Origin of the sequence: Trinickia sp. NRRL B-1857 (assembly GCF_050470685.1) — a bacterium.
GTDB lineage: Bacteria > Pseudomonadota > Gammaproteobacteria > Burkholderiales > Burkholderiaceae > Trinickia.
The window spans coordinates 1-17,400 of record NZ_JBFLUK010000005.1 but is presented as its reverse complement, the minus strand read 5'-3'; the positions used below and the strand labels follow the sequence as shown (position 1 = coordinate 17,400).

Sequence of the window (17,400 nt, the reverse complement as noted above, 5' to 3'; positions counted from 1 at the left end):
GTTCGCGCCAGATCGTCGGGATTCAAATCGATGTCGCGGGTATCGATGTACCCCGTATATGCCAGCGCGATGCGCGTAGTCCAACTGCCGTCGTCGGGGGCGATCACGGCGCTCAGCGAGTCGTTCGATTGATCGCTCGATCCGTCGTTTGCCTCGCCGGCATCGGGTGCATCGTCGTCAAGTCTTGCCGGAAGCGGCGGCAGGTACCGAAAACCCGCCGGCACCATCAGCGTGGCGACATGGCCCAACTGAGCGGTCAGCGGACCCTGCCGCCAACGGGGATCGTTCCAAACGTCGCTCGGGATGCTGGCGTCGGCCGGTACCAGCAAGGAGACTGAGGATGCCGATTCGACGGCGGCGTCGGCGTGAAGCGTCTTATGCTTTGTGGCCTGCGCCGAACCAGTCGCGACCAGGCAGCTCAAAAACAATAAAGCGGAACCGGCGCTCCTCGCGGAAACGTCAATCTTTGTCATTGTGGCTCTCAGGTAACTTTTTATTCGCGGGCCGGAACGGCGTGAGCCCCGTCTTTTTTATAAATATGCGACTTGGACGGTGGCGGAACCCGCGGCACGCATTATAAGTGGGCTGGCGTCGAACGATCGTTCAACGCATCAAGGAACCGTCGAGCCGGCGTTCGTCCGCCGCTGCGGCGGGGAGGGCGCAAGGAAAGGTGAGGGAGGGCGCGGAACGGCGGAAAATCGAAGCGAACTCGAGCATACCGCTATCCGGCAGCTCGACTTAGGCGAACGAGGCGCGGTCGGCCTCGCTCGCTTCGTTTCGATGGAGCGTGACCGCGGCCTTATCGCGCGACCAGCGCGCAATGATCGATCGCGCGCGCATCGTACTTCATTACCGTATTGAAGCCTGCGTCGTTCAGCCAACGAATGTGATCGCGTACGGGATAGGCCATGCCTTCGCCGCTTGCAACGGTGACGAAGTAGAGCGAGGACTTCACCGATTGCAAGCCGCCGGCTTCGTCGTCGTCGCACATCAACGACCAAACGAAAAGCTGTCCGTCGCGTTCGAGGTAGGCGCGGGCCTTCTTGTAAAGAAACTGGATCTTCTCGGGCGAGAAGATTTCAAGCTACGTGCGAGAAAATGACACCGTCGCAGCCGCCGGGCCAAGGATCGGAGAACATATCCACGGCCACGCAGGTCACGCGATCGGTGAGGCCGTTCGCCTCGATATTGGCGCGGGCCTTCTCGATCACGGAAGGCAGATCGACGAGGGTCACCATCAAGGACGGATAGCGCTCGCACAGTCGAATCGCGTTCGTACCGTCGCCGCCACCGAGGTCGAGCAGCATCGAGACGTCGGCGAACTCGCTCACCTTCATCATGCGCGGAGACAGTCGCGTATAGGCGCCCATCCCCTCGTGGAAAAGGCGCTCGAGCGCGGGATCGGTGGCCATGCGGCCGTAGAGCGTCGCCGAATCGCCGGGAAACTCATCTAAACCCGCGTTGCGGCCTTCGCGCAGCGCCCGCGTGAAATGTAAGCACGCGCGGTGTTGGATCTTATCGTTCAGGTGGACGAAAGGCACCATCGACTGCTCCGCGTTGCGCAGCAGGCAGCGACGCGTGAGCGGCGCATTCGTGATGGCACCGGTTTCGCTGACGCTCACAAGTTTGAGCTGCTTGAGGCCCAACAGCAGCACCCGGCAGCCATGCTCGTCGATCTCGAGCCGCTTTGCGAGCGATTCGATCGTGGCGCCTCGCTCGATGACGTCGAAGACGCCGAGATCGCACGCGGTGGATAGCACTTGCGTCTTGATGTATCCGTTCATCATCTCACAAAGCGTTTGCCACTCTTCCCACGCGAGTTCTTCCATCGCACACACTCCCCTTTCCGTTATCGATTGACCTACGAATACGTTGGCCGCTCGTTGCGGCCGGCGCGCATCGCGCCAAGCGGTATTGCATTTGCGGATTTCCGGTTTCAGACACTGGCTGTCTGCCCCGCCGGTTGGGCGATGGCGTCGACGGCGGCAAGCTGTGCCTTGCGTTGCGCGAGCCGATCGCTACGCGCGCCTTTTCGGTGGCGGACAAGCGCTCGGCGTTCCAGCGCAGATAGCATTCGAGCTCGTGTACGCGCATGCCGATCGGCGTCGACGCGCCGTCGATGAACAGGGCGTCGTGCAGTGCCATCGCGCGTATCACCAATAGCGGCTTGTCGGCACGCATGGGTCGAAACGAGTCCGAATGCGCCCCTCGTACGCTGCTCGTGGGATGGAACTCGCCCAACATCAACCCGCACTCCATGTAGAACGGCTTCAAGATCATGTGTGCGCAGTCGATGAACTTGTAGTGCTCCTCGTCCTGCAACCCGAGCGGATACACCGCAAGCGAAAGGAGTTCGGACGGCTCGGGCCGCTCCGCCGCCACGCGATTGAAAAGGTACGGAAGCCGCATCAAGGCGCCGATGTACGTATCGAACGGCATGTCCGCGGCATCGAAGGCGCTGAACAGCAACGCGCGCTCTTCATGCGAGGGCTTTGCAAACGGACACACGGCACCCTTGCGCCCGAGATCGGAGTGGGGCTGCATGATGAAGCGCTGCATCCAAGCGAGGCTGCCGCATACGTCTCGCGCACGCGGGTATCGGTTAGCGCATCGATATCGGTCGAAGGCGTAAGCGTTCGCTCGATTTCGGCAAGCGCGCGAGCGATATCCGAGGATGTGGTGAGGGTCATGCCGTTGGTCGTGTTCGTATTCGTGTCGGTCGTCTGCATGGTCATACCCGCGAGCCTTGTTTGAATGTCTCGTTATCGATCGGCCGTTCTTGTTCGGTCATGTTTCGAAATAGTTGCCCCCATTCGTAGTCGTAGCGGTCCGGGTGGAACGGAAAGACGCCTGCCCCCGGCGTAAAAGTCAGTTCTCCGAAATAAATCTTGCCGTCGGGCACATAAAGATCGAGGCGTACGTAACCGAGTCCGTCGACCAGCCGCGTCGCAAGACGTACGATCTCGTCCCAATGCGGCGGCTTGAGGGGCGGGATCTTGCTGCGCGGGTAGTGGCCCACGGCGAGGTCGAGGTGATTCCAATTCACGTCGAAGACATCCCCGTGGGGCGTGCCGAACCGGTCCGCGACAATGCCCGCGTAGATGATCGGTCCGTTTCGATCGTGGCCGAACATATTCATTTTTAGATCGGCGGGAATATTGCCGGCCCGGTCCACCAGCAACTGCTCGAAGTAGAGCCTCGGCTTGATCGGCCGGTAGTGTCGTTCGCGCGAGGAGTGATAAAAGTCCTGGGCGAGCCATGCTTGCGCGAGCCGGTTCAATTCTTTGAAGGACGTTTGGCGCTTGTCCTCGACGATCTTGACGAAGGCGCAGCCGTGGTTCGTCTTCATGACGAACGCGTTCGGCAGAGCGAAGCGAAGACCTCCTCCGTAAATACCTCGGGCACGGCGATGAGCGGAATCAGATGCTCCTCTCCGATGCGCGCTTTGACGAACTCGCGCACGGCGAGTTTATCGGCGAGCACGCTCCACAGCGGCTCGGGGTGCAGGCAGCGTTGTAGGATGAATTCGTTAAATGTCCTCGGCGCGCCCAGGCTCGGAAAACGCCCGACATGACGCCGATGCGAGAGCCGCAGAAACAACTCGTCGGGTATCAAATATTTAGCCGCGCGCCATGCGCCGCGTAAGCCCTTATTGAGCCAAGCCGTAGTACTTCGCATGGTGTCGTTTCGCTTGGTGACGATCGCCGGGCTAGTCACTCCGGTGCACACATTGTTCGGCCCCGATAAAACGGGCCTAGGCAGCGAGAGCGCTGCCCCGTCGCAGCCGGCTGGCGCGAGCGGCCGGCTCAACTGCTGGTCGGGTTCCGCTACTTTAGGCATGGTCCATCCCCGCGTCTTCGATGCGCGTGTTTAGGTCAGTGATCTGTAGACGTGATGGAACCATCCCCCATGAGGGGGAGCAATGCGACGAGCCGGAAGTCGGGAAGGTTTGGCGCTTTATGCCGTGGTTATTCTCGGTGCTGTTGTTTCGAAATCTCTGCTTACAGAATTGGGTATTTGGTTAGGCTTTTTACTCATTAACGGTGGCGGAATACGCCGGGTTTAAAAGGACGCGAAAGCGGCTCTAAAAGCCAACTTCAAGCTTGCGTTGCAAGAAACATGCAGACGGCGGCGCGCTCGATTATGGCCGCAGCCAGCCCAGCCGAATGGGCGCGGCAAACACGCGCCGATGGATAGCGACAGCCCATTGGGTCAACCGCGGCCCGGCGTGCCTCCATGCCGGGGTTAGTGCGATGTGTACCGCAACGGCTACGCCTGCGGCGCCGATCATATCGAGCGGGAAATGGACCCCGAGAAAAATGCGAGCCCACGCCACAGCCAAGCCGCTTGCGAACGTCGCGAGACCTAGACGTGTCATCCGCTGCGCGAAGAGGGTCACGCAAAGCGCGGCGAAGACCGTCGCGTGATCGCTCGGAAACGAAGAGTCGGGTGCGTGCGCGAGAAACGTATGTCCGAGACCGATCATGAAGGGCCTCGGGTGCGACCAAGCTAGGCCGATCAACTGATTCGCGCCGAGCGCAACTAGTGCGACGGCGCATCCTCGCAGCGCCGTTTCGCGACGATGTGTGTCGGCCGACAGCCAAAGGCCGATCAAAAGAAGCGGGATGGACCAAATCAGGCCGTTGGCGACGAAGGCGGCAACGGCGATGCCTAAGGCCGGTGTGGACGGCGTTGCATCGATCGCCAAAAACAGCGCGCGGTTCAGCGCTTCGAGTTCGTTTAGTGCCATGGGGACGTCGTCGTGAGAGCCAGGCCGATTGTCCGCTGCGGTTGCTTAACGCGGCCTTAACCGGCGCGGGCGGCGATCGGGTACCTCGACACGGCCCTTTTAATCGACTGATGAATTCAATCGAGCCCCTGAAAGTCCCGGAATGAGCCGCTATAATGCGGCGCACCCCTTTTCTCTTAAGTGCCTGATGACACGACTCTTTTTCGCGTTGCTACTCTCGTTCGGTCTGGCTGCGTCCGCGTCCGCATTTGCGCAGGAGTCCGAAGCATCGCGCGTGCTGGCCGCATCGGCCGGTGTGAGCGCCAGTGCGCCGAGCGAAGCGTCGGGGGCCGTAGCCGCGTCGGATGGCGCTGCGGTGACGGCAACGGGAACGGGGTCCGGGCAAGTCCACCGCATCCGCGAGATGCTCACGCAAAAGTTCGGACTCGCGCGTGCCAAAGCGGAACAGATCTCCTCGGCGGTGATGACCTCGGCATCGAAGTACTCGCTACCGCCCGCGCTGGTGCTCGCGATCATCTCGATCGAGTCGCGTTTCCAAGACCATGCGCGCGGCAGGCACGGCGCGACGGGACTCATGCAGGTCGTCCCGGCAGCGCATAAGAGGCTCGTCAAAAACCTCGACCTGACCGAACCGGCCACCAACATCGAGGCGGGCTCGGCCATCTTGCACGGCTACTTGGAATCGGCTCGCGGCGATGTGGGCGCCGCCCTCAAGAGCTATGGCGGTTCCACCGCCTATGCACGCAAAGTCAGCCTACGCGCGAAAGACTTCGAAGTCGTCGACTCGGCGAGCGACGCGACCGCCGCGTCGGCGGCGCGGTAACGGGCGCATGCCGCGTTCGCATTCGGCGCACGCATCCTCGCAAGGTGGTTAGCACACCCCTGCACTTTGCGCCAGGGCGGACCAATACACGAGATTTTCGGGAGGCTTTCACACTATGCTCTGCTAGAATCTGAGCCATCGTGCAAAAAAATATGCAGGACACCAAAATAATTAGCGATTTCGCAAAGCCGGGCCATTCCGAACGTTAGGAAACAAAACATGAATTGGCTCCGCCCTTTGATCGTCTTCACTGTTGCACTAGGTTCCGTGGCGTACGCCGATGCCACGCAATGGACGCCTTTGAAAAGCGCCAGCGATCTAGCCTACGCAGTCGATACCGACAGCATTGCAACCGATTCAGACGGTTATATCGAATACACCGCGAAGACCACGTGGAAGTCGTCTTCGATGATGCCCGGGGCGAGTGCGCCGGTTGCGGTTTCCGTCACGCGGTATCAAATCGACTGCGCCGGTAAGCAGTGGCGCGCGCTCGATACGCACTATCTGGGCGCGGACGGCTCGCCGGCCGGCGCGCTGCGCTCGGGCGATTCGGCTTGGGTGGCGGTGAGCCCGGGCACCGTCGTGGACACGATGTTTCGCAAGGTCTGCTGACGCTGCGTTCGTCTCGCTTGCGCTGCTGTCGCACGATGTTCTTCAACTTGTTCTAGTATGTGGAGCCGCCGCAACTGGGGTGCGGAGCGTGTTCGCACAGGCGGCCTCAACAAACAGGAGAGCAAGATGCATGTAATGCGAAAGCTGAATCTGGCCGTTTTGTTGTGGGCGGTCGCAACGGGCGCCGCGTTCGCCGACACCGTTTCGCTGAAGGCCAATCTCGAGCCGTCCAGCGAGGTGCCGCCCAAGACGTCCAAGGGTCATGGCGCATTGCAGGCGACCTTCGATACGGCTTCGAAAGACCTCAAATGGCAGGTTACGTACGAAGGGCTAACCGGGCCCGCGACGATGGCGCATTTCCACGGTCCCGCGCCCGTCGGTCAAAATGCCGGCGTTCAGGTCGGTATTCCCAAGGATAAGCTCGCGAGCCCGATCGCAGGCGAGAAGACGCTCACCGACGCGCAAGCCGACGACTTGATGAACGGCAAGTGGTACTTCAATGTGCATACTGCGGCCAACCCGAGCGGCGAAATCCGCGGGCAGGTCGTTCCGGCCAACTAAGGGATTCATCGCGCTCGAGCAATGCCGGGCCGCTCGTTGCGCGGGAAGTGCGTTCCCGCGCACAGTCTGCGCCGGCGCCGCAGCGCTTTCGCGTTTGTCCACGTACCATGGCGGTTAGCGTCGAGAATCAAGTTAAGCGCGGAGTGGATAGCGATGAGCTGGCAAAGCGCCGTCGCCTGTTGGTTGCTCAAGAAACAATTTCGCCCTGAAACGCTCAAGCCGCATGTGAGCGTCGAGCGGGCGCGTCTTCACGCGAGCGCGCGGATTCGGCGGCCGAAGGTGCCGGCCGGTTGGCGGTTGACCGAGCAGATGTCGCCGTCCGATGCGCCGCTGCGCGGCGAATGGTTGGAGCGTCCAGCCGATCTCGCCCGGCGCTCGCCGGTGCGCACGATTCTGTATTGCCATGGCGGCGGCTATTATTTTTGTTCGCCGGCATCGCACCGTCCGCTCGTCTTCGCGCTCGCGTCGCGTTCGGGTGCCCGCACATTCTCCCTGGACTACCGGCTCGCGCCCGAGCATCCGTTTCCGGCCGCGCTCGACGACGCGCTCGCCGCCTATCGACGACTGCTTGCCCGAGACGTCCCTGCCGATTCGATCGTCATTGCCGGCGATTCGGCAGGCGGCGGCCTTGCGTTGGCGACGCTCGTCGCGCTACGCGATGCCGGCGATCCGTTGCCGGCGGCCGGGGTCCTCTTCTCGCCGTGGACGGATCTCGCGGCCACGGGCGGCACGATCGAGTCCAACGACGGTATCGACCCGATGTTTTGCGGAGCCGCCATCGGGCGGGCTGCGAAGTTTTATGTCGGCGACGCCGATCCGACGCATCCCTATCTTTCTCCGGTGTACGCCGATCTATCGGGCCTGCCGCCGCTGATGATTCAGGCGAGCAGCACCGAAGTGCTGCTCGACGACACGCGACGCGTGGCGGAGCGCGCACGTTCGGCGGGGGTCTCGGTGCAATGCGAGATCTGGCCGAAAATGCCGCACGTATGGCACTTGTGGACGCCTTTCGTACCCGAGGCGAAGCAAGCCCTCGAGCGGGCGACGCTGTTCGTGCGAACTCACGCGCGCGAGCGCGTAGCCGGCGCTGCCGCCGTCGATTCGATCGCGCGATAGGCCGCCTGTACGGCTGGGGTGCCGTAGCGCCGCTCGAGGCGGCGAACGGTGAAATGTCCGTGCGCCGTCTGCTGGAAGTGATCGATGAAGACGGTATTGACGGCGGCGCCGAGCACGGCACCGATCGCGGGGATCGATTTGGCCGCGATCTGTTCGCTGACTTGAGCGGAAAAACGGGCCGCGATCACGTTCATGAGCCGCACGAGCGCGGGGGCGCCATGTGCCGCGACGCCCTTGCTGGCCAGTTCCGATGACGCCTTCGAGATCGCCTGCGCGAGTGCGCCGCGGGCGATGAAGTAGCCGAAGTCGGCTTCCTCGTCTTGAGCGTTGCTCCCCATCCCGAATACGGCGAGACATTGCAGCCGCGCATGCGCCTCGCGTAGATCTTCGCCTTCGCTGCGCGCAATAGCGCAGATGGACCGGAACATCAGCGTGGTCGTGAGAGGCAATTCGGCCGGCAGCGCGACAAGGCCGAATGCGCCGCCCGCGGCGCCTGTCGTCGCGACAGCCACTTTGTGAAGCCAATCGCGCGGCTTGCCGCTTGCCGCTGTGCGCGGCCGGGCGGTGCCGTCCTCGAGCGCCGGCTCCGGCTTGCCGAGCGTTGCGAGCGCCGTGCGTAAGCTGGCGTCGAGCGCGCGGCGCGTGGCATCGGCGATCGTTTCGTGCGCATAAGCCGGCAATCGCGCGAGCAAACGCTCGATCGGCATGCCAACCGCACCCGCCAGCTTCATCGCCAGCGGCTGTCTTTCAAGCGCCCGTTTAGCCTCGGCCAAGGCGGCGAGATCGTCGACGGTGAGTTGCGGCCCTAAGATAGGGATCGGTTCCATGTGGCAAATTGAGGGAAAAAGAGGGGAGAAGCGCACGAATCGGCGATAGCGCGGCCTGCCGCTCCCCAGCAAATTCTATGCGGCCATGCTATCATTCGGCATTCTTTGACGCATCAACGATTGCTTCCTCAAAAAATGGCCGTTCACACCGCCGCTCATCACTCGCGCGGGCAGCTGCTGCCGTTCCGTGAGTCGCTTCTCGCCATGCTCGGCATCTCCTTCGTCACCATGCTGGTCGCATTCGATCAGACCGTCGTCGGTACCGCGTTGCCGACGATTGTCGCCGAGTTGCGCGGTTTCGAGCTCTATGCCTGGGTGGCGACGTCCTACTTACTGACGTCCGTCATCACTGTGCCGATTTTCGGGCGACTGGGCGACTATTTCGGGCGCAAGCCGTTCGTGATCGCCTCCATCGTTGTCTTCACGGGAGCATCCGTGCTGTGCGGCGCGGCCAATAGCATGCTGTTTCTCGTGATCGCGCGCGCGTTACAGGGCATCGGCGGCGGCATGCTCGTCGGCACGGCATTCGCCTGCATCCCCGATCTGTTTCCCGACTCGGTGGTGCGCCTGCGTTGGCAGGTCCTCATGAGCTCGGCATTCGGGATCGCGAATGCGATCGGGCCGTCGCTCGGCGGGTTTCTGACGCAGTACTACGGCTGGCGCTCCGCCTTTTACGTCAATCTTCCCGTCGGCTTGCTTTCGCTCGTTTTCGTTTGGCGCTATCTGCCGCATGTCCGGCATCTGAAGGCTGGCGGCAAGATTCGGCTCGACTGGCCCGGTTCGTTGTTGATCGCGCTCGCGCTCGGTTCCCTGCAATTGCTGGTCGAATCGCTGTCTCAGCATGGCTTATCGCGCGGCGTCGGGGCACTGGGCGTGGCAGCCGCCGTCTCGGCCGTGGCGCTGTGGAAATGGGAGCAGCGCGCTGCCCAGCCGATTCTGCCGCTCGATATGTTCGCCAATCGCAGTCTCGCCGCGCTGTTCACGTTGTCGGTGCTCGGCGGATACTCGATGTTTTCGTTGATTTTTTACGCGCCGCTACTGCTGCAAGGCGGCTTCGGACTCTCGCCCAAGGATGCGGGCCTGCTGATCACGCCGCTCGTCGTATTCATCACGATCGGCAGTATTCTCAACGGCCGTATCGTAACGCGCATCCGCCGGCCCAACGCGATGCTCTACGTCGGCTGCGCGCTGTTGGCGTGTGCCTGCATCGGTACGGCGGCGGCCACGCGTTCGATGCCGCACCCGCTGCTCATGGGGCTCATGATGCTGGCCGGGGTGGGTCTCGGCTTCGTGCTGCCGAACCTCACGGTGTTCGCCCAGGAAACGGCCGGACGCGAGCACTTAGGGATCGCCACTGCTTTGCTGCAATCGCTGCGCATGATCGGGGGCATGTTCGGGGCGGCCGTGACGGGCACGCTGATCACCCATCTTTACGCTCGCGGCTGTGCGCGATGCGCTGACCGATGCGAACGCCATGCAATGGTGGTCCACCATGCGCGATCCGCAAATCCTCGTCAATCAAAACGCTCAACGTACGCTGCTCGAATCGCTCGCGCATGCGGGCCATGACGGCGCCGCGTTGCTCGAACAAGCACGCGTGTCGCTCGTTACCGCGATTCACGCGGGTCTCGCCGTGGCGGCCGTCGTCGCGCTCGTCGCGCTCTGGCGGTGCGCGAGCGTACCGCACGTGAGCATCACCCGTCGTGGCGAGCCCGTACCTGCGGCAGAATAGCGCCGACAAAGGAATAAGGGTTGCACCATGGAAGACTACATCGCGATCGTTCAGCAGTTCGGCCGAACCTATCGCTCGTTCATGTCGGCGTTCGAAGCGCAAGTGGGGCATGCGATGCCCCGCTGGCGCATCTTGCTCGCGCTTACAGACCCCGACGGCGAGTGGTCGCAAAAGCGGCTCGTCGAACGGCTGCGGATCGATCCGGGCGCGCTGACGCGTCAGTTGAAATCGCTCGAAGCGCTCGGTTGGATCGAGCGCAGCGTCGACGCGCGCGACAACCGCATCACGAATGTCCGGTTGACGAACGAAGGGCGCCACGCCGTCGATGCGAGCTTGCCGCAGCGCAACGCGTTCTTGCTCGAAACGATGGGGGCGCTGCCGGACGATGCGTTGTCGGCGTTATCGGACGCGTTGGCGAAGCTCGAGGCGAGGATCGGCGAAGTGGCCGACTCGCCGCCGCTTACCGGCGATACGACGAACTCGAGCGGCGAGGGCGGCCAGCTTGCGCCGGGCGACCGTCGCCGGTGACGCGCCAGCCGGCATCTCAGAAAAACGTTTCGATCACCTCGGTCACGCGGTAGCGCTCGTCGACGACGAGCAACTGCCGCCACTTGTCGAACGTTAGACACGGGTGCGAAATATCGAAGGCGAGCATATCGCCCACTTTCAGATCGGCGCCCGGAACGATGCGCAGATAGGCATGCTGATCCATCATCCCCGTGACTTCCCAGCCCTCGCTCTGTGCGATCTCGCGCGGTGCGTCGGCGCCGGGCCGATAGTGGCGCGCCGGGACGGGCATGCCCGCATCGAAGGCCGCGTCACGCTTGCCGAAACCGACGATCGCCCGGTCCGCCTCCGGAATCGACTGCACGTACGCCCAGAGCTGCAACGCCGGCAGTAAGGCTTCGCCCATTTTCTTCGCGATCGGATTGCGCGCGAGGATCTCGGTTTGTGCCTTCTTATAGATGCCGACGTCGTGCGTCAGATAGCAGCCGGGGCGCAGCACCACGTCGATCGCGCCCGCCTTCGATTGCGCGGCAAATTCCTCCGCGACGATGTCGTACCAGGCCGAACCCGCGCCCGACAGGATCGCTGGGCTGCGCTCGAAGCGGCCTGCCTGCGCGAGCGTACGCGTGGTATCGACCGCCCGCCGCAAGAACGCGCGCACGGCTTGCTCGTCGGCCAGCACGCCCTCGTACAGTTCGATGCCGGCGAGCACCAGCGTGCCTTCGTGACGAGCGATCGCGGCGAGTACGCCTTCGAGCTGGGCATCGTCGCGTACGCCCGTTCGTCCGCCTTGCACCCCCAGTTCGATCAACACTTGCAACCGGCGGCCGGCAGCCTTGAAGAAGGTGCCGAGCTGATCGACTCCATCCGGCGAGTCCACGAGGCAAAAGAAGTCGAAGTCAGGATCGGACAAAAGCTCGGCGATCATCGCCATGTTCTGCTTGCCGACGAGCTGGTTGGCCATCAACACGCGCTCGACGCCGCCATGGTAGGCCGCGCGCGTTTGATGGGCCGTGGCGAGCGTAATCCCCCAAGCGCCCGTGTCGAGCTGCCGGCGAAACAATTGCGGCGCCATCGTCGTTTTGCCGTGCGGCGCGAACTTCAGCCCGTATTCGGCGATGAAGTCTTGCATCCATTTCAAGTTGTGCTCAATCCGGTCCGCGTAGAGGACAGCGGCCGGCAAGCTCACGTTTTCGTCGAGCAGATTCCATTCGAGGTTCTTCGCCGAGTCGAGCGGCACACTCGTGCTCGGCACCATGCCTAAGCCCTTGCCGAGCGGGTCGATGCAGGCGGCCGTATAGCTCGTCATCGTCAATGTCATCGGAGTCGTCCCTGGTGTAATCGTGCGACGGCGTCCCTGCCGGCGTTCGGACTCCCATAGTACAGAAACTGCGAGTACGATTCTCGGCAAGCCGGTGCCGCCGCATCCCGCCGCGGCACACCGCCCTAACGCGCCTCGCACACGGAGACGAACCATGCATTCTCATCCGGAAGCCGCCGATACGTTGATCTACGGTGCCACGCTCTACGACGGGACAGGCAAGCCGCCCGTCGTGCGCGACGTCGCAATTCGCGGCGAGAAGATCGCAGCCGTCGGCAACCTCTCGAATTGGATTGCCGAAGAGATCGTCGAGGCGGACGGCCGCGCGCTGGCGCCCGGTTTCATCGACGTCCACACGCACGACGACACCCATGTCATCCGCGAGCCGCAGATGCTGCCCAAGCTCTCGCAAGGCGTGACCACCGTTATCGTCGGCAACTGCGGTATCAGTGCATCGCCCGTTACGCTGCGCGGCGATCCGCCCGATCCGATGAACCTGCTCGGCGAGCGCGAATCGTTTTGCTTTCCCACCTTCGGCGCGTACGTCGATGCGGTCAATGCCGCGCGCCCGGCCGTCAACGTCGCGGCGCTCGTCGGCCATACGGCGTTGCGCAGCAATCATATGGACCGGCTTGACCGGGGGGCGACGGCGGCCGAGATCGACGCGATGCGCGCACAGCTCGTCGACGCGCTCGAGCACGGTGCGCTCGGCTTGAGCCTCCGGTCTGGCGTATGCGTCGGCATTTCACGCGCCGACCGAAGAGGTGATGGCGCTCGCGGCGCCGCTCGCGCAGGCGGGCGCGCTTTACGCGACCCACATGCGCAGCGAGTTCGACGCGATTCTCGACGCGTTCGACGAAGCATGCCGCATCGGCCGGCACGCACACGTGCCGGTGGTCGTCTCGCATCTGAAATGCGCCGGGCCGCGCAACTGGGGGCGCAGCGTCGAAGTGCTCGCGTCGCTCGAACGCGCGCGAGCGACACAGCACGTGGGCTGCGACTGCTATCCGTACGACCGCAGTTCCACCACGCTGGATCTCAAGCAGGTCACGGGCGACATCGAGATCACCGTGACCTGGTCCAAACCGCATCCCGAGGCGTCGGGCAAGCGGTTGGCGGCCATTGCGAGCGAGTGGGGCGTGACGCAGCACGAAGCGGCGGCGCGCTTGCAGCCGGCGGGCGCGGTGTACCACAACATGTCCGAAGACGACGTGCGGCGGATCCTGGCCCACCCGGCGTCGATGGTGGGTTCGGACGGGTTGCCGAACGATCCGCTGCCGCACCCGCGGCTTTGGGGCACGTTCCCGCGCGTGCTTGGCCACTACGCGCGCGACGTGCGGTTGATGCCGCTCGAGGAGGCGGTGCGCAAGATGACGGGGTTGTCCGCGCGGCGCTTCGGGCTCGAGCGGCGCGGCGAGATTCACGTCGGCTATCACGCCGATCTCGTGTTGTTCGACCCCGCGACGGTGCGCGATGCGGCCACGTTCGACAATCCGCGTCAGGTCGCCGACGGTATCGACGCCGTGTGGGTCAACGGCGCGTTGTCGTACCGCGATCGCGCGCCGTCGGGCGCGCGCGCGGGACGCTTCGTGCCGCGCGGCGCGAGGGCGGCCGGCGACGATCGAGGCGCGTCCGCGAGCGAGGCGTTCTGAGCCGATCGAAGCGAGGCGGCGCTCAGGTTTCCGGCGGGAGCTAGGGTTGCCCAGGGCCCCGCCGTACCGGCTTCATCGGATTTTGGCGCTTGCGCAGGCCTTTATTGCCGCGCCGTGCGCGCGTTATCGGGCATCGGCAGGTTGTAGTTGGTGCGAAACGGATTGATGTCGAGCCCGCCGCGACGCGTATAGCGCGCATAGACGGCGAGCTTCACCGGGCGGCACTCGCGCAGAACGTCGATGAAGATGCGCTCGACGCATTGCTCGTGAAAACCCGTGTGCGAGCGATAGGAAATGATGTAGCGCAGCAGCCCCGCATGGTCGATCTGCGGTCCCACGTAGTGGATCTGCACGCTGCCCCAATCGGGTTGGCCCGTTACCGGGCAGTTCGATTTCAGCAAGTTGGAATAAAGCGTTTCTTCCACGGGCGCTTCGCCGTGAGCGGCGGTCAGCAGCGTCGGATCCGGTTGGTAGACGTCGGCATCGAGATCGAGGCGATCGAGCGAAAGTCCGTCGAATTCTTCGAACTCGAGCTTGCTAAATTCCGCGGGCGTCGCGAGACGCACCGAGACGCTCGCGCCGCATGCGGCCGAGACGTCGCGCTTAAGCATCTCGCGCAGCGCGTCGACGGATTCGACGCGCGTCTGCGCAAACGAGCCCAGATAAAGCTTGAACGATTTCGACTCGACGATGTTCGCCGACTCGGCCGGCACGAAAAACGTGGCGATGGCGATCTGCGGCTTGCCGCGCATATTGAGCCAGGACAGCTCGTAGGCGTTCCAAATATCGGTGCCGAAAAACGGCAGCGTCTGCGCGATGCCGATCGCTTCGCGCGCTTGGCTGCGTGCGATGGGAAAGAGCAGCGTCGGATCGTACTGTTCGGTATAGCTCGTGCTTTTGCCGAGCGGCGAATGTTCGGGAGTCATGGTGTCCGGTCGAGAATGGAGGCGTCTCACGCAAGAAAGAGCCGATAGACGGGGTTGCCGCTCTCGTCCCAATGCGGATAGCCGAGCGTCGATAGGAATCGCGCGAACGCTTCGTTGTCCGCCAGCGGTACCTGGATGCCGACGAGGATCGAGCTGTAATCCGCGCCTTGGTTTCGATAGTGAAACAGGCTGATGTTCCAATCGGGCGCCATCGACGAAAGGAATTTCATGAGCGCACCGGGCCGTTCGGGAAACTCGAACCGGAACAGGCGCTCGTCGCGCGCGAGCGGAGAGTGGCCCCCGACCATATAGCGAATGTGCTGCTTGGACAGTTCGTCGCCCGTCAGATCCACGGTGGGAAAGCCATGCTGCTCGAACGTGCCGGCGATCTCCGCCGATTCGCCTCGGCTCTTGATTTGCACGCCGACGAAGATGTGCGCCGCGCTCGCGTCGGCGATACGGTAGTTGAACTCGGTAACGTTGCGCTCGCCCACGAGTTCGCAAAAGCGCTTGAAACTGCCGCGCTCTTCGGGAATCGTCACCGCGAAGACGGCTTCGCGCGCTTCGCCCACCTCGGCTCGTTCCGCGACGAAGCGCATCCGGTCGAAATTCATGTTCGCGCCGGAGGTGACGGCGACCAGCGTTTCGCCCGTCACGCCCGTGCGTTCGGCATACTGCTTGGCGCCCGCCACCGACAGCGCGCCTGCGGGTTCGAGCAAGCTACGCGTGTCTTGGAAGACATCCTTGATCGCGGCACACAGTGCATCCGTGTTGACGGTGAGGACATCGTCCAAATACTGGCGGCACAGGCGGAACGTTTCCTCGCCCACGAGTTTGACCGCGGTGCCGTCGGAAAAGAGACCGACTTCGGGCAAGGTGACGCGCTCGCCGGCCCGGATGGAGCGCGCCATGGCGCACGAGTCTTCCGTTTGTACGCCGATGACTTTGATGTCCGGACGCACCGCTTTCACGTAGGCGCCGATGCCGGCGGCCAGTCCGCCGCCGCCGATGGGGACGAAGATCGCATGAATGGGCGCCTGATGCTGGCTCAGGATTTCCATCGCGACGGTGCCTTGCCCGGCGATCACATAGGGATCGTCGAACGGATGCACGAAGGTCAGGCCTCGCGCCTTTTGCAGCTCGATCGCATGCGCATAAGCGTCGCTATACGATTCGCCGAACTGGACGACCTCGACGGTGGGGCCGCCGTGCGCGCGTACCGCGTCGACCTTCACTTGCGGCGTCGTGACGGGCACGACGATGACGGCCTTGACGGCGAGCCGCGCGGCCGAAAACGCCACGCCCTGCGCGTGGTTGCCGGCCGAGGCCGTGATGACGCCCCGGGCGCGCGCATCGGCGTCGATGTGCACCATTTTGTTGTAGGCGCCGCGCAGCTTGAAGGAAAAGACGGGCTGATTGTCCTCGCGCTTCAAATAGACGCGATTGGACAGCCGGGCGGAGAGATTGCGCGCCGGTTCGAGTTCCGTCTCGCGAGCGACGTCGTAGACGCGGGCGGTCAGGATTTTCTTCAGGTAATCGTGAGACGAGGACATGGGCGTGAGGCGCTTAACGGGCGCGCGTGGCGTGCGGGATGCGAAAGGGTCAATGATAGCGCCAACGGACGGCGGTTTTCTCCTGCCGAATGGATAACCGCAAGGCATAGAAAGCCGCCCGAAAATTGACCGGATGGACGGTCGGCCGGCGGGTTGGGGCGCGGATTCGGCCGTTGCGGCGAGTTCAATCGCGCGTCAACGCGTCTTCGTGCGATGCGGTAGAATTCTGTTTTAAAACCAGGACCGGATAATGCGCTGGCAGCCACGGACGGCCCCTCTCACCCCAGCCCCGCGGGAAGCGCGTCCCGCGGCGCAGCGGCACGCCCGTCACGCACGATCGTGCGGCTAGCGACCTTCTGATGCGAGCAGGCTGCGCTGCCGCCTACCCGCGCGGCGAGCCCTCGCTGCCGACGCCCAGTTTCCAGAAATCATTGCGCGTGACGCGCATTGCCGGCCTTGAACGTCGATGGACGCCTTGGCCGGCCTATCGATCCGTCCGACCATGAACGCACCTCAAGTCTTCGATCCGCACGGCGCCGCGGCTGCCGTCGCCGCCGAACCCGAACCGCGCTTGCGCGAGATTCCGTACAACTACACGTCGTTTTCCGATCGGGAAATCGTCATTCGCCTGCTGGGCGACGAAGCATGGCGCGCGCTCGACGAGCTGCGCGCCGAGCGCCGCACCGGCCGCTCGGCCCGGATGCTGTACGAAGTGCTCGGCGACATCTGGGTCGTGCGCCGCAATCCGTATCTGCAAGACGACCTGCTCGACAATCCGAAGCGCCGCGCGTTGCTGATCGAGGCGTTGAACCACCGGCTGAACGAAATCGAGAAGCGCCGCCGCGCCGACATGGTCGAGCACGGCGACGAAGCGGGGCGCGAACGCGCGTCGCGCGTCGAAATGCTGGTCGCGAGCGCACGCGGCGCCGTCGAGGCGTTCGCCGCCGAATTCGCGACGATGGCCGAACTGCGCCGCCGCGCCACCAAAGTGCTTGGCCGTTGCACGCAAAAAGACAACAT

Annotated in this window: 17 protein-coding genes and 2 pseudogenes; 8 read left to right on the top strand and 11 right to left on the bottom strand. The window is 63.5% G+C overall.

All coding sequences use genetic code 11. The annotated features are described in order from the left end of the window. The 7 genes from AB1286_RS20595 to AB1286_RS20565 all read right to left on the bottom strand — a co-directional run. On the bottom strand, window positions 1–473 hold a 473-nt coding region (locus tag AB1286_RS20595), incomplete at its 3' end, for a hypothetical protein (RefSeq protein ID WP_430365157.1). 326 nt (window positions 474–799) lie between these two features. Next, the gene (locus tag AB1286_RS20590; RefSeq protein WP_430365156.1) at window positions 800–991 is read right to left on the bottom strand and encodes a hypothetical protein; all 192 of its coding nucleotides are present in this window, start codon (window positions 989–991) and stop codon (window positions 800–802) included. Between the two features lie 88 nt (window positions 992–1,079). After that, on the bottom strand, window positions 1,080–1,829 hold the full coding sequence (locus AB1286_RS20585; RefSeq protein ID WP_430365155.1) for a methyltransferase: 750 nt from the start codon (window positions 1,827–1,829) through the stop codon (window positions 1,080–1,082). Continuing rightward, complete coding sequence (locus AB1286_RS20580; RefSeq protein WP_430365154.1) at window positions 1,789–2,559, bottom strand: DUF6875 domain-containing protein; 771 nt, start codon at window positions 2,557–2,559, stop codon at window positions 1,789–1,791. Before AB1286_RS20580 ends, AB1286_RS20585 begins: the two co-directional genes overlap by 41 nt. Before the next feature lie 172 nt (window positions 2,560–2,731). Next, window positions 2,732–3,349: an ATP-grasp fold amidoligase family protein gene (locus AB1286_RS20575; RefSeq protein WP_430365153.1), complete on the bottom strand. Its 618-nt coding sequence runs from the start codon at window positions 3,347–3,349 to the stop codon at window positions 2,732–2,734. Next, on the bottom strand, window positions 3,346–3,678 hold the full coding sequence (locus AB1286_RS20570; protein ID WP_430365152.1) for a hypothetical protein: 333 nt from the start codon (window positions 3,676–3,678) through the stop codon (window positions 3,346–3,348). Before AB1286_RS20570 ends, AB1286_RS20575 begins: the two co-directional genes overlap by 4 nt. A gap of 463 nt (window positions 3,679–4,141) precedes the next feature. After that, the gene (locus AB1286_RS20565) at window positions 4,142–4,750 is read right to left on the bottom strand and encodes a phosphatase PAP2 family protein (RefSeq protein WP_430363002.1); all 609 of its coding nucleotides are present in this window, start codon (window positions 4,748–4,750) and stop codon (window positions 4,142–4,144) included. Window positions 4,751–4,937: 187 nt separating this feature from the next. On the opposite strand from AB1286_RS20565, the gene AB1286_RS20560 reads away from it, so the two are divergent. The 4 genes from AB1286_RS20560 (at window position 4,938) to AB1286_RS20545 (ending at window position 7,862) form a co-directional block, all read left to right on the top strand. Beyond that, window positions 4,938–5,573 (top strand): lytic transglycosylase domain-containing protein, encoded by a 636-nt coding sequence (locus AB1286_RS20560; protein WP_430363001.1) that lies wholly within the window; start codon window positions 4,938–4,940, stop codon window positions 5,571–5,573. A 219-nt stretch (window positions 5,574–5,792) separates the two neighbouring features. Further along, window positions 5,793–6,185, top strand: coding sequence for a surface-adhesin E family protein (locus tag AB1286_RS20555; RefSeq protein ID WP_430363000.1), 393 nt, complete (start codon window positions 5,793–5,795; stop codon window positions 6,183–6,185). A gap of 126 nt (window positions 6,186–6,311) precedes the next feature. Further along, the gene (locus AB1286_RS20550) at window positions 6,312–6,746 is read left to right on the top strand and encodes a CHRD domain-containing protein (RefSeq protein ID WP_430362999.1); all 435 of its coding nucleotides are present in this window, start codon (window positions 6,312–6,314) and stop codon (window positions 6,744–6,746) included. A 153-nt stretch (window positions 6,747–6,899) separates the two neighbouring features. Continuing rightward, window positions 6,900–7,862 carry an alpha/beta hydrolase gene (locus tag AB1286_RS20545; protein WP_430362998.1) on the top strand — a complete coding sequence of 321 codons (963 nt, stop codon included), beginning with the start codon at window positions 6,900–6,902 and terminating at the stop codon, window positions 7,860–7,862. On the opposite strand, the gene AB1286_RS20540 is transcribed toward AB1286_RS20545, so the two are convergent. Continuing rightward, window positions 7,808–8,689, bottom strand: coding sequence for an EcsC family protein (locus tag AB1286_RS20540; RefSeq protein ID WP_430362997.1), 882 nt, complete (start codon window positions 8,687–8,689; stop codon window positions 7,808–7,810). The genes AB1286_RS20545 and AB1286_RS20540 overlap by 55 nt on opposite strands. A 135-nt stretch (window positions 8,690–8,824) precedes the next feature. Here AB1286_RS20540 and AB1286_RS20535 point away from each other — a divergent pair. Beyond that, window positions 8,825–10,421: pseudogene (locus AB1286_RS20535) on the top strand (MFS transporter). Between the two features lie 27 nt (window positions 10,422–10,448). After that, on the top strand, window positions 10,449–10,949 hold the full coding sequence (locus AB1286_RS20530) for a MarR family winged helix-turn-helix transcriptional regulator (RefSeq protein ID WP_430362995.1): 501 nt from the start codon (window positions 10,449–10,451) through the stop codon (window positions 10,947–10,949). A 16-nt stretch (window positions 10,950–10,965) separates the two neighbouring features. Here AB1286_RS20530 and AB1286_RS20525 read toward each other — a convergent pair whose 3' ends face one another. Continuing rightward, window positions 10,966–12,249, bottom strand: a complete 1,284-nt coding sequence (locus AB1286_RS20525; protein WP_430362994.1) for an amino acid deaminase — start codon at window positions 12,247–12,249, stop codon at window positions 10,966–10,968. A 154-nt stretch (window positions 12,250–12,403) separates the two neighbouring features. Between AB1286_RS20525 and AB1286_RS20520 the strand changes: the two are divergent. After that, a pseudogene (locus AB1286_RS20520) lies at window positions 12,404–13,901 on the top strand (N-acyl-D-amino-acid deacylase family protein). A gap of 101 nt (window positions 13,902–14,002) precedes the next feature. Here AB1286_RS20520 and queF read toward each other — a convergent pair. Then, the gene (queF, locus tag AB1286_RS20515) at window positions 14,003–14,827 is read right to left on the bottom strand and encodes an NADPH-dependent 7-cyano-7-deazaguanine reductase QueF (protein ID WP_430362992.1); all 825 of its coding nucleotides are present in this window, start codon (window positions 14,825–14,827) and stop codon (window positions 14,003–14,005) included. A 26-nt stretch (window positions 14,828–14,853) separates the two neighbouring features. Continuing rightward, a complete protein-coding gene (gene ilvA, locus AB1286_RS20510; protein ID WP_430362991.1) occupies window positions 14,854–16,380 on the bottom strand; it encodes a threonine ammonia-lyase, biosynthetic in 1,527 nt (508 codons plus the stop codon). 502 nt (window positions 16,381–16,882) lie between these two features. Between ilvA and AB1286_RS20505 the strand changes: the two genes are divergently transcribed. After that, window positions 16,883–17,400 (top strand): DUF3683 domain-containing protein (locus AB1286_RS20505; protein WP_430365151.1); only part of this gene is annotated, 518 nt, incomplete at its 3' end.